Here is a 13,122-nt window from a genome sequence, read left to right on the forward strand (position 1 = left end):
TACCTGTTTGATTATGCAAATGTATAAAATCTTTTTTAAGGAGCGGGTCGTTTTTTTGACCAGGGAGGTTGCTCCATTGATGTCAACCGATTTTGACGCTGTTTTAAAGTATGGTAACCAGGGAGAACTGAAGGATTTTATCAATCGGTTTGGTGCCGATGAAAGATTAAGGACAGCCATCATATACCATCACAATGCTTATGATTTATTGCAAAATTTCCGTGCCTGTTTTGTCAATCTGCCTGCTGCCGGGGGTGTGGTGTGGAATGGTGATAGAAGCCTGTTTCTGGGAATGAAAAGAAGAGGTTTTTTTGACTTGCCAAAAGGGAAGGTTGAACGTGATGAAACCTTTGAGGAGGCAGCCATCAGGGAGGTAGAGGAGGAGTGTGGTATTAGTGGTGTTCAATTATCTAAATTTTTGGTTTCAACCTATCATACATACAAAATTGGGAATAAACATATATTTAAAGAAACTCGTTGGTATGATATGATTTACCTTGGAAATAAACAGCCAATTCCGCAAACAACTGAAGATATTGAGTCAGTTTTCTGGATAGACCCGGGAGATGTTAATACCGCGCAAGACCAGACCTACCCCTCAATACTGGAAGTGATGAAAGCTGGGGGTATTATCTGTAAATAATCTCTATTCTTTTCATCCAGATGTCTTCTTCAGGTCTGTCGCCTCGTCTGGTTTCTACCAGACTAATTTTATCAACAACATCCATTCCGGAGGTTACTTCTCCAAAAACCGTGTATTGATTGTCGAGGTGAGGAGCACCTCCAATGGTACCGTAAATGTGCCGTTGTTCTTCTGTATAGGTTATTCCATACCTCATTTCCAATTCATTCAGTTCTGTTTCTCCAAACCTGCGTCCTGCCACTATATAAAACTGGGAGCCATCTGATTCATCTCTCGGATTGCTTGCATGTGGCAGTTTGGAAGCAGCAATGGCACCACGTTTATGGAATTTTCCGGGTACAATGTTCATGGGGATGGTATATCCCGGGCCTTGCCAGCCTACCACTTCACCGAGGGTAGCTTCCCTGGTGTCAGCAGCACCGGTTTGGATGAGAAACCCTCTAAGTACTCTGTGGATTAATAAATTGTCGTAATACTGATCGGTAACAAGCCTTATGAAATTGTCGCGATAATTTGGCGTTTCATCGTAGAGTTTTATTTCGATGTTCCCCATATCTGTTACTATTCTGAAGCCACTTATTGTTGTATGAGAAGGGTAAACGCGGTTGCTTTTTCTGCTTAGGTCGATAACCGGACGAGATTCATGCTGGTCTGCCAGCATTTTATTAATCGAACTTCCCCGCAAAACGACTTGTTGTTTGGTATCGTCGTCGGTTATGGTTTGAATAATTCCTGCCAGACCATGGTCGTCAAAAAATGCAGGTCTTCCATTGTCAAGTCCGGCACGCAAAATGAAATACTCTGCAGTGTCATTTGCTGATGTTTTATTAACAGCAGCCCTTTGAACCATTAATTGGCTTTGAGGCCTGAGAAGAGTATAAAGCGTGTCGGTTGGGGAAATGGGGTCAACAGCTTCCAGGTAGTTGTTGTTGGCTCTTTGCACATTAAGAAGTACCAGATTTTTCTCCAGAGAATATGCTGTGTAACCGTCCACATTAAAGAATTGTTGGGTTCCGGTGGGAGCAAAGCGTACGCGATAAGCACCCTGCTGTACCAGATCCAGATTGGTGACGATGGTATGTGGCCCTACGTAAAATCCGAAACCACGCTGTATGTTCCTGGTGTAATGGTCGAAAGTATGAATATCCACCATGGCTCCAACATTATAGCTAAATGAACCTCTGGAAACAGGTTTTTCGGTTCCCGCAGTGGGTTGAGATTCCCCTCCGCTACTTTTACAGCTGCTTGCAATTATTATTAGAAGGAGATAAAGATATGTTTTGATCCTTCTATACATGTCTATAGTTTTTTAATGGTAATCCTTACATCCTGTATAGGTCTGTCGTGATCGTCAGTAGCCAGTTTCGCAATTTTCTCAATCACATCAAGACCTTCAATTACTTCACCGAAAACAGTGTAATCTCCATCCAGATCAGGTAATCCACCTATGGTGGTGTAGATTTCACGTTGTTTCTCTGTATAAATAAGATGATCCGATAAATTGAATTCAATATCAATGTTTGATCTGATCTCTCTCAGCAATTCATTGAAACCTCTAGGGTTTTCTTCCCGCAATCTATCAAGTTCTTCTTTATGAGGATCGTAATATTTTTCGCGCAATTTACGTCGAATCGGATTGTTAACCCTTCGTTCCAGCATATCAAGTTCTTCGTGGGTGAAAACCCTTCCATGAACGATATAAAACTGAGATACATCCGACATTCTGAAATGATTTACATCTTCAGGTTGGCGTGGAGCGCAAAGCGCCCCTTTTTTATGGAATCGATCAGGAACAAACTCTGAGCTTATGATTTTTGTTGAACTTCCGTACCCAATGCGCCTACCGGGAGCTGCATTTCGGGAATCGGATGAGCCTCCCTGTATTACAAAATTCTCAATAACACGATAAAAGAGCGTGCCATCAAAGTGTTTCTGACTTACCAGGTTCAAAAAGTTGTCGCGATGATTTGGTGTATCGTTGTATAGTTTTATTTTCATGTTGCCCATATTGGTTTCAATAAGGACGTGATGAACTGGCTCGTTTTGAGAATTAACATGGCTGGTAATTAGTATTATAATACTAATTACCAGCCATGTTTTTAATATGTTTGAATTGTTATGTGTTTGACCCATAGTTTGATATCCTTTGGGGTTTGTTTGTTTTTATTTTATGCGGATGTTCAATTTAATGTCTTCAACAGGTCTGTCGTTTTGATTGACTTCCACTTTTGCAATTTTGTCTATAATTTCAAGCCCTTTAACAACTTCTCCAAATACAGTGTATTCCCCGTCCAGATGCGGCACTCCTCCAATTGTGGTATATGCTTCACGTAATTCCTGAGGAATTTCAATTCTGGGTAATGCCTCTATTTCAGGATCTGCTTCTTCAGATATTTCTATCATTAATCTCTCAAATCCTTCCCGGTCACCTGTTTGTTGAAACTGCATTATCTCATTGCGGTATGGCTCGGCGTACTTCATGAAAACCTGTTGGCTCTTCCTCTCGTTCAGAAAATGTTCCATTTCGTCAAGCTCTTCATTTGAGTAAACTTTACCGTGTACAATATAGAATTGCGATCCGGAAGATTTCTTTTCCGGATTTACCTGGTCACCCTGTCTGGCGGCAGCTAGAGCGCCTTTTTTATGAAATAATTGTGGGTACATAATTTCTGCGTCCAGTTTGTAATCTACCCCCCCACCACCAAGCATAGCGTTGGGAATTGCGTCGCGTGACCCCGGATCCCCGGCTTGAATCATAAATTCATTAATAACCCTGTGGAACAATAAGCCATCATAATAGCCTTCTTCAACTAGTTTTAAAAAGTTATCACGATGAACCGGGGTTTCATCGTATAGTTTAATAACCAAATTTCCGTATTCAGTTTCTAGTATAACATAAGTTCCTTCAGAGGATTGACAAAAAGCAAAGAATTGTAACAATGCTAAAAGTGATATAGAAAAGAGAATTTTTTTCATGATGTTATTTAATGTTTATGTTAATAGATTGATGATTTGCCAGTTAATTGGAGATGCTTAATTTAATTTATCCTTAAAGTACTCCATCATTGCGTTTTTTAACAGATGCTTTTGAAATGAAGGACTTAATCCTTTGACACTTTTAATCTCCTTGAATCTTGGCCACCCCTCCTGGTCTTCTTCAATCTCGTCGAGATACCCCAGATGAGATAAAAGTTTGCATTTCCCCAGATTGATTAAATCCATTTTTTCTTCTCTTGAATAGTGGGTCATTCCTGTTCCCCTTTCTTGTATTCCTATGATGAACAGCATGAAGTCGTAATCTGCCGTCACTTTAAAGTGACGGCTAACCATCAACACCAATTCATCCCACGTATAATCTATGCTTTCCATGCGCTAACTTTTTAAAATTTCTTTAAATGCCCTGGCAAAGACATCCTCAATGGTTTCCGAAACAATCTCCTCAACCAATGGGTCTTCAACTATTTCATCAGTGTCGAAGTTCCAGTGTTTCAGATGCCAGTCTCCGTTTTCATACTCCAGTGCCGTCATATTATCCACCCAGTCGCCTGAGTTGATGTAAGTGATGGCTCCAACCGGGGTCTTGATGCGTTTTTTTGCCGGTCGGTGGATGTGCCCGCAGATAACATAATGGTATCCTTTGCGAATTCCTAACCTTGCCACCATGGCTTCGAATTTGGAAACGGCCTCCTTTTGCCCTCCTTTTACTTTGTCTTTTATTTTTCCTGCCAGGGATATTTTTTTTCTGCCAAACAGGGTCAATATGCCATTAACCATTTTATTGATGCCGGTAAGAATACCATATCCCACGGAACCCATTTTTGCCAGCCATTTTGAGTGGTGCATCACCACATCGAACACATCGCCATGAAATATCCATGTTGATTTTCCATCAAGATTTAAAACAACCTTGTTGTCTATCTTTAGCCGTCCAAAATCTATGCCGGTAAAACGGCGGGCTATTTCATCGTGGTTGCCGGGTATAAAAATGATTTTGGTACCTTCTTCGGCTAACTTGAAAAAATAGCGAATAACTTTCAGGTGCGATGTGGGAAAGTAGCTGGGTGAAAATCTCCAGGCATCAATGATGTCGCCGTTTAGTACAAGCGTTTCGGGTTGAATGGTTTTGAGATAAGCATGTAACTGGTCGGCTTTGCTGCCGTATGTACCCAGGTGGGCATCGGAGATGACCACCGCTTTTACCTGTCGTTTCGTTACATGTTTTTCACTCATACATATATGTAATAAAAGCAAAGATATAAAAAATGAATTCTAATTTTGAATGAGGTGGTTTATATCTGGTAAAGAAACTGTGAAATAAAAACAAAAGAACCGGCATCGCCGGTTCTTTTGAACACATTCAAATCTATGCCTTTTTATAAAGACATAGTGTTCTTTTCAATTGTTCTTGTTAAACCTTACTCAGTTTCTTCGTCTTTTTCGTAGTTTTTATGGAATAATTTCAAGGCATACAAACTTAGTTTGTATCCTACATATATTAAAACCGGAAAACTTGCTAACCACAGTATTTGTGTGAGATGTTCCATCTTTTAAATTTTGAATGATTAATAAACGTGATGTTCGCCCTCTTTGTTCATATGTTTTTCACTTATTTTGGTTTTATCAACAGCTCGCCAGGCAAAATAAATGTAGGTAATTACCACCGGCACAAACAATGAAATATAGCTCATAGCCGTAAGTGTGTAATGGCTTGATGAGGCATTCTGTATGGTTAAAGAGCTTTGCAAGTCATACGACGGATAAAAAGCGGTGTTATTATAACCCAGTATCCAGAATATAGACATAACGGTGGCAAAGGTTCCGAAACCTGAAAACCAAATTCCGCGATTGCTCTCTTTTGCCCAGGTAATAAATATGCCATACAAAACCAGAGGAACTCCAACGAGAAACAGTATTAAAGCAACTGGCATCTGAAGGTAGTTGTTGAGGTATTTGTACGATTCCATAAAAACAGCTCCGGTTTCAGGGTTGTACGCATATCCGTCCTTAATCAGAATTCTAACCAGGAAATAGAGGAAGAAGACAGTGAAAATAGCACCATTGATCAGTGTTTGTTTACGCGCTCTTCGAATGATGTCGTCTGACTCAATGTTGGTTATGATGTACATGGCACCAAGCGTGCGAGCCAAAAACAGCACCGCAAAACCAAGCGATAAGTTGGTGAAGCTGGCCAGTATGTCCAATCCGTACCAGCTTGAACCCCATTGCGACAGGTTGTATTCGTTGCGAATGAAATCGCTGCCGGTAAAAAATGTGGCAACCACCACCCCAAGGAGGATGGTACCAAGAAATCCATTGATGGTTAAAAACCAGTCGTATGTTTTTTGACCAAATATGTTCCCTTTTTTTCTTCGGAACTCGAAAGAAACTGCCTGGAGGACAAAACACACAAGGAAAATCTTCCACGCGTAATATGCCCCTCCCAGCGAAACGGAGTACCAAAGCGGAAATGCGGCAAACATGCCCGCGGCAAACACAATGAGTGTGGTAAATGTGAACTCCCATTTTCGACCAATGGAGTTTACTATCATGTTTTTTTCATTGTCGGTTTTTCCTAGTACACCCACCAGAGTTTGCCCACCCTGCACAAATAACAAAAATACAAGTACGGAACTAACCACCGACATAATAAACCACCAATATTGTTGCAGTTGTAGATGAGATAATGTTTCAAACATTTGGACCTCCTTTCGTTGATAAGTTATCCGGACCTTTGCGAATGGCTCCGATCATGATTCTGTATTCTGCAATGACAAGTACGGTTAGCATGGCGGCAAACAGCCAGAATGTAGCTATTACCGCATTTGCACTGATGTTGGACGTGGAAATCATGGTTGGCAATAGTCCCTGAATGGTCCACGGTTGGCGACCAACTTCGGCCACAATCCATCCGGCCATTGAGGCAATAAAGGAGAGTGGAAAACACCAAATACCTACATAAAGCAACCATTTCTGTTTCTCAAGGCGGTTTTTAACTGAGAGATACATGAATAGTAGTAACACACCTATGAACAACATTCCGGAAATTACCATGATTCTGAAACTGTAAAAAATCAATGGGATTTTTCGTGGAATAATCATCTCCGGGTAGTGAAGATTGCCATATCCCATGTATTGATAGTGCTCATTAAAAAGTAAAACAGCTTCGTCCATCGCTTGTTGATCATTATTTCTATGTGCCTCTTTGTAATCAGCCAATGCTCCAAGAGCGATTCTTCCTTTCCCCATTTTTTCTTCGGCCGACATGATGCCAAACTCTTCGTTGCCGTAAACCAGATCGTTCATTCCGGGAACAAATGCATTGGCATCACGGTAACCCAAAATGGAAAGCATTTTGGGGATTTCCATTTTAAAGAGGAAATCCTTTTTGTCGTCGCCAAGCTTTTTGTTTGGATTGAGTATTCCCATCATAACCAGTCCTGCTCCTTCTTCTCCGTCAAACAACCCTTCCATGGTGGCCAGTTTGGCTGGTTGCTTTTGTGCTACGTAGTAGGCCGAACCGTCTCCGGTCATGGCCAGATAAACGCTGGACAGAAGTCCAAAAGTAGCTGCCAGCACAATGCTTCGTTTGGCCAAAAGTATACTTCGCTTTTTAAGTAAATACCAACTGCTGATGGCTATTACAAAGAATGCAGATATAACCAGACAGGATGTAATGGTATGAAGGAATTTGTTAACGGCATAAGGTGAGAATAAAATTGCCCAGAAATCAACCATTTCATGCCTTGCAGTGTCCGGGTTGAATACCATTCCTATCGGGTAGTTCATCCATCCGTTTGCAACCAAAATCCAGAGGGCTGACAAACTGGCTCCGAATGCCACAAGCCAGCAGGAAAGCAGGTGAAACTTTTTGCCTACTTTCCCCCATCCAAAAAACATAACTGCTATGAAAGTGGATTCGAGAAAGAAGGCCATTATACCTTCTGCGGCCAGTGGTGCTCCAAAAATATCTCCGGCAATCCACGAATAATTGGCCCAATTGGTTCCAAATTCAAGTCCTAAAATAATACCGGTTCCAACTCCAATGGCAAAGTTTATTCCGAATAGCTTTGCCCAGAATCGAGCCAGTCGCTCCCATTCCGGGTCACCGGTTTTTACATGTATGGTTTGCGCAATGGCTATGATGTAGGTTGTTCCAATGGTAATTGGGATAAATAGCCAATGGTAAAAGGCAATCATGGCAAACTGTCCCCTTGACCAGTTCACCAGTGTGAAATCAATGTTCTCTATCATCTTTAAGGGTTTTATTATGGTTGTCAAGTAATTTCTTTATCACCTCTTCACTTCGGTGGTCTTCATTTTCGTATTTGGGTTTTAGAAAAGTTGGGTAGAGATAGCCTTTTAAGAAGCCATAAAACATTGCAAACTTTAGAAAAATGATTAGCAGCAGAATCTTCGCAAGACTTGATTCTTTTATCTTATTATAGATATACAGGAAAAAATTCTTCATGGCTTTTGCAATATATAACAATCGTTAACGAATTTCAAATATAGTAAAAAGAGTGTTTCGTTTTTTATTGAGTTTCGGTTATTAAAAATAACTTTTTATCAGGGTAATTTAGTATGGATTGTTGTGATGTGGTATTTTTGATTTGTACATATGCCATAGAAACAGCGCATTGCGAGGATGGTCTAAATTAAAAAAGAGGTAATAAATTACCTCTTTTTTAAAAAGTCAACAAAAAAAATAATGCTGTAAAGCATAAAAAATACATCAAACCAACTTAAATATTAACCTGAAAAAGGTCTCTTTTTGCATAAGTTGGACTAAAGTCCGTTTAAGTGTTTGATTTTTAGTTTTTCATTCAGATTTATATCATATTTTGTAATTAATTCAATGGTTTTGCTTTCACCCGGCAGCAAATCAAAAAAGTTATCGGTAAAGAAGACATCTCCATAAGGAGTGTCAAAAAACAGATTTTTCGCCAAATTATCTGTGGTTACTGTAATGGTGTAACCGTCAGTAGTTTTTTCCGAACTCCAAGTGATGTTGGCTTCCGGTAAAAGCAGGTCTTTGGGTTTGTGGAAATAGAAAATGTTATCTGCCAAGGTGGTGGAGCCATCGGTTAACTTCATGCTGACAACTGTAGAGGCTAAGTTGGCATGCTGTTGTAACTCTCTGATGTCATTCTCCATAACCATCATAGTTGTATTGGCTTTTACTGTTAGATTTTGCGAAGTTGAAAAAATCTCCCGCCCAAAGAAATCCATTATTTTTATATGCAATCGAGCATTTTCAACAGGTGTAAGTCGGTCACTAACCACATAAATACGTCCTGCATTGCCATCCACCTCTGCCGAAATAATTATCTCTTCATTGGCTTTCCTTACGGCATAGTGAGCTGCTTTCCAGCGTCCGTAGTAATCAACTGTTGCCCATGAAATGGTAGGCCAGCTGTCGTTAATTTGCCAATAGAGCGATCCCATACAATGGGGCATATTGCGACGATGAGCTTCCAAAGCAGTGCGATAGCATTTGGCGTGCATTATTTGACTCACATATACAAAATCTTCGAAGTTGTCCGGCACGTTATAATAGCGTTCCATGTATCTTTTAATCATGTCGTTGCCATCGAATCCCGGTTCTATGTACTCCATGGTTCCTCTTTGGCGGTGTCGCATTACTTCTGAGTGAATATCCCAATCTTCCTCCACCGAAAAATCACTGATGGTATGCATGCCCGGGAAAGCCTGCATTCCATATTCGCTCACAAATCTAGGTACATTCTTTCCATAACTGGTGAATGGTTCCTGTCCAAACCAAATGGTCCAGTCATGCTCATCGCCCGATTTTCTGTCGGCCTTCTGATTTCCATAAGCCATTGGAGAAGAACTCCAATAAGAGTTCTTGGGATCATATTTTGCAACAACCTCCGGTAAAATTTCGTGCCAAATGCGTTCGTAAGTTCTCCACATAAAGTCTCTTACATCCGGTTCATACATCTCTTTCCAACCCCACTCGTGCCATCCGTGAAGATTCTCATTGTTGCCACACCATAGAGCAATACAAGCGTGATTTCTTAACCGTTTAACATTGTACACGGCCTCTTTGCGGATGTTCTCAAGATGAGCCTCATCTCCGGGTTGGAGATTGCATGCAAACATAAAGTCTTGCCAGATCAGAATTCCGTTTTGGTCGCATAGTTCATAAAACAGATCTTCTTCATATATGGCTCCTCCCCATACACGAAGCATATTCATATTGGCATCAACGGTGTTTTTCAATAATCGTTCATATACCTCAGGGGTTACCGAAGGAGTGAGTGTTTCCGATGGAATGACGTTGGCTCCCTTCATGAAAACCGGAACTCCGTTTAATTCAAAATAGAAAGAACGTCCCAATTCATCAGGCTCCTGAACCAATCGAAGAGTTCGCACTCCATAGTTCAAGTCATACTTGTCAATAATCAAATTGTCCTGAACCAATCTTAATTCAAATTTATACAAGTAAGGTTCTCCCAATCCGTTTGTCCACCAAAGGTTGGGGTTTTCAATTTCAAAATTGAAAGGGATTTGATGTTTCCCTTCTTCCAGCTCTGTCTGTATATCAACTCCGGATTTCTGCCCGTTAATTATGAGTTGAACCTGATGGGTTCCTTTATTAAGAACATTTAGTTCAACATGGCCGGTGATTTTCGCCAGATCACTGTTTGCCGAAGTGGTATGAAAGTATGCATCTTCAATTTTTGCCTGATTCCATGCTTTTAAATAGATGGGACGCCAAATTCCCGATGTAACCAGACGCGGCCCCCAGTCCCAGCCATAGTGAAATGGCGCTTTTCGGGTAAAAACGCTGGTTCTTTTATCATCTGGTGCTTGTTCATTTATGGATGGGATGTAATAGTCAACCTGTTGTAACTTCTTCATTCCCACCCTTACAGGAGAATGGAAGTAAACACGTAACGTGTTTACTCCTTCAGTCAGATGCTCTTTTACATCAACACTGTATCCGACAAACATGTTGTTGGCAGACAATATCTTGTTGTTATTCAGGAAAACATCTGCATAAGTGTCCAGCCCCTTAAAGTTCATCTTTATTACATCCGAGTCAAGGATTTCTGAGTCGACCTTGAACGTTGTCTGATATATCCAGTCCTCATTCTCGATCCACTGTACATCGTTTTCGTTTAGTCTGTAGTGGGGGTCTTCAATGATTCCGTTGTTCATTAAATCGGTATGAACAGTTCCGGGAACTGCGGCAGGCATCCAGTTGTCCTGTCCGTTTTGCGTAAATGTCCAATTCTGAGAAATTTCAATAACCATTGGAAGGTTTTCTTTTGATGTTTCGCAACTGAGAAAAAACAGCGCTCCAAGGGCAGTTGTTATTGCCAGAGTAATTTTTCTAATCATAAATTGTAGGTGTTTTTGGTTCAAAGTGTGTTATTTGGTTGGCTAGTCAGATTTTTTTATTCCCCATTCTATTGCACCCTTCAAATGTTGGAGAAAGAGTGTGTCAGCATACATTTGAGGCACATGACCCAGCGCGGTTTGAAAAACGCGTCCCTCGCCAACAATCCTATACCACACCAACGGGTGGTCCCCCATGCGCTGGTTGGCTTCCGGGAACCAGCGATTATCATCCACGTCGTATGAATTCTCGTCTATGGAGATCAAAACATGTACATCATCTCTGGGGTTTCGGTCGAAGCTGTACCATTCGTCTTCAAGGATCCATATAGAATCGGGTAAAAATGAGGTGGCCGGATGTGTTGGGTCTTCAATGATGAGTTTCCCTTCTTGCACCGGTGGATGCCCGGTAAAAATAGCTCCAATAGCTTCTACAAACCACGGCCAATTGTTTTCGGTGACCGTGCCGGTGTGGATGGTCACCAATCCGCCTCCCGTTTCAACATAATGCTTCAAGGCATTTTGTTGATCGGAGTCCAGGATATCTCCCGAAGTGAGCAGAAATACCACAGCATCAAAGTAGTTTAAATTTTCGGGAGTGAAGAATAGTGAATCTTCGGTGAAGTTTAAATGCCAATTGTTGTCCTTGCCAAGTTTTTTCAAAGCCTCTTTTCCTGCGGGGATGGCATCATGCCTAAAATCGTTGGTTTTGGTGAAAACCAGGATGGATGTTTTTTCTTGATGAGGTTGCGTGCATGACAGCATAGCCAACGAAAAGATGAAAATAAGTGTTTTTAAATTCATGGATTAGTCTTTTTGCTTAGAAAAATAGGATTCCATCATGGGATAACCATGATGGAACCCTATTTTGTTAATAGTATCTTCCAAGAAGCGGATGTTCAACAATGATTCTTTTGAGTTCAAGGTCGTTTATCACCCCCTGATGTTTGTAGATGATGTTCCCTCCCGGTTCAATCAAGAGTGTATATGGAATGGCTCCTCGCCAGTCTGGGTCGATGGCATAAATCAGATCGTCTCTCTTTGTGTCGTTGAAAATGAAATTGCTGACAGCCATATGATTGTTTCTGAGAATACGCAATGCATCATCTTTTTTATCGGGACTGTCCGCTGAAATCATGACCATTTCAAAACGACGGTTTCTGTAGTATCGGTTAATTTCTAATAAATCAGGTAGCTCCTGAACGCATGGCCCACACCAGCTGGCCCAAACATTCACCAGTCTCAGATTTTCTGTGTCGTTTGCCATGATCTCTTCAACCCCATTTTTGTCAATGAAATCAATGGTGATTTCTTGTTCTCTCCATTCACGGTTTATTCGACTCACCCACTCATCAAGCCACGACCATTTTACAGAACACCCAAAAGCGGAAGTTCTGGGATTGGATACCTCTTCTCCGGCCAGAACTTGGTCAACGGCTTTTCTTAAGTCTTCACCGTTGGCTGTTCCGGGACGCTCTATTTCATCCATGCGGCCATTATAGCGAAGTATTCTCTCGCTGTCGAAGACAAAAAAATGAGGGGTTGAAACAGGGCCAAACAAGAGAGAGACTGCGTGATTATCACCATCATAAAGATAGGTGAAATTGTAACCTTTGTGTTCGGCTCTGATGGACATGGTTTCAAAAGTGTCGTCCAGATCGGAGTAGCTGCACTCTTCTGGAAGCAATCCAAATGGACTGTTTGGATTAATGGCTACCAGAGTAACGCCTTTGTCCTCGTAATCTTCAACAAAACGAATGATTCTATCCTCGTAGGCTTGGGAGGTAGGACAATGGTTTGAGATGAATGCAACAACCAGTACTTCAGCATCGGAAAATTGTTCGTGAGATACCATTTGACCATACATGTCAGGAAGCTCGAACGGAGGCATTTTTGATCCTGTTTCAAGTGTTTTAACTTCCATTCGTTCCAGAACAATTGGATTTGGTTCGAATAGTTCACCATCCCTAGAGGGAACTTTACAAGATTGAATAGCAGAAAAAGCCATTATTGTAATGGCGCAGTTTCTTAAAATGATATTAATTTTCATAACCAGATGTTTTTTATCGAGTTAATGTAATAATAAAATTTTGTTTCTGCTGTTTTTTTTACTT

Annotated in this window: 12 protein-coding genes; 1 reads left to right on the forward strand and 11 read right to left on the reverse strand. The window is 41.0% G+C overall.

The window, feature by feature from the left end:
* Window positions 1-13: 13 nt before the first annotated feature.
* A complete protein-coding gene (locus B5X70_RS01375; RefSeq protein ID WP_232468406.1) occupies window positions 14-643 on the forward strand; it encodes an NUDIX hydrolase in 630 nt (209 codons plus the stop codon).
* On the opposite strand, the gene B5X70_RS01380 is transcribed toward B5X70_RS01375, so the two are convergent.
* From B5X70_RS01380 to B5X70_RS01430, 11 genes are all read right to left on the reverse strand, one after another.
* A complete protein-coding gene (locus B5X70_RS01380) occupies window positions 630-1,940 on the reverse strand; it encodes a peptidylprolyl isomerase (protein ID WP_079556055.1) in 1,311 nt (436 codons plus the stop codon). The genes B5X70_RS01375 and B5X70_RS01380 overlap by 14 nt on opposite strands.
* A 2-nt stretch (window positions 1,941-1,942) precedes the next feature.
* Window positions 1,943-2,776, reverse strand: coding sequence for a peptidylprolyl isomerase (locus tag B5X70_RS01385; protein WP_079556056.1), 834 nt, complete (start codon window positions 2,774-2,776; stop codon window positions 1,943-1,945).
* Between the two features lie 30 nt (window positions 2,777-2,806).
* Window positions 2,807-3,619 carry a peptidylprolyl isomerase gene (locus B5X70_RS01390; protein WP_079556057.1) on the reverse strand — a complete coding sequence of 271 codons (813 nt, stop codon included), beginning with the start codon at window positions 3,617-3,619 and terminating at the stop codon, window positions 2,807-2,809.
* Window positions 3,620-3,676: 57 nt separating this feature from the next.
* Complete coding sequence (locus B5X70_RS01395) at window positions 3,677-4,012, reverse strand: hypothetical protein (RefSeq protein WP_079556058.1); 336 nt, start codon at window positions 4,010-4,012, stop codon at window positions 3,677-3,679.
* Window positions 4,013-4,015: 3 nt separating this feature from the next.
* On the reverse strand, window positions 4,016-4,873 hold the full coding sequence (locus tag B5X70_RS01400; protein ID WP_079556059.1) for a UDP-2,3-diacylglucosamine diphosphatase: 858 nt from the start codon (window positions 4,871-4,873) through the stop codon (window positions 4,016-4,018).
* 332 nt (window positions 4,874-5,205) lie between these two features.
* The gene (cydB, locus tag B5X70_RS01405; RefSeq protein WP_079556060.1) at window positions 5,206-6,339 is read right to left on the reverse strand and encodes a cytochrome d ubiquinol oxidase subunit II; all 1,134 of its coding nucleotides are present in this window, start codon (window positions 6,337-6,339) and stop codon (window positions 5,206-5,208) included.
* Complete coding sequence (locus B5X70_RS01410) at window positions 6,332-7,894, reverse strand: cytochrome ubiquinol oxidase subunit I (RefSeq protein WP_079556061.1); 1,563 nt, start codon at window positions 7,892-7,894, stop codon at window positions 6,332-6,334. The genes cydB and B5X70_RS01410 overlap by 8 nt, the downstream gene beginning before the upstream one ends.
* A complete protein-coding gene (locus B5X70_RS01415) occupies window positions 7,878-8,111 on the reverse strand; it encodes a DUF4492 domain-containing protein (RefSeq protein WP_079556062.1) in 234 nt (77 codons plus the stop codon). The genes B5X70_RS01410 and B5X70_RS01415 overlap by 17 nt, the downstream gene beginning before the upstream one ends.
* A gap of 317 nt (window positions 8,112-8,428) precedes the next feature.
* A complete protein-coding gene (locus B5X70_RS01420; protein WP_079556063.1) occupies window positions 8,429-11,011 on the reverse strand; it encodes a beta-mannosidase in 2,583 nt (860 codons plus the stop codon).
* 42 nt (window positions 11,012-11,053) lie between these two features.
* Window positions 11,054-11,812, reverse strand: coding sequence for a ThuA domain-containing protein (locus B5X70_RS01425; protein WP_232468405.1), 759 nt, complete (start codon window positions 11,810-11,812; stop codon window positions 11,054-11,056).
* 67 nt (window positions 11,813-11,879) lie between these two features.
* Entirely contained in the window at window positions 11,880-13,058 is a 1,179-nt protein-coding gene (locus tag B5X70_RS01430; RefSeq protein ID WP_079556064.1) for a redoxin family protein, read from the reverse strand.
* Window positions 13,059-13,122: the final 64 nt, after the last annotated feature.

This window comes from Alkalitalea saponilacus (assembly GCF_900168165.1).
Lineage (GTDB): Bacteria > Bacteroidota > Bacteroidia > Bacteroidales > Marinilabiliaceae > Natronoflexus > Natronoflexus saponilacus.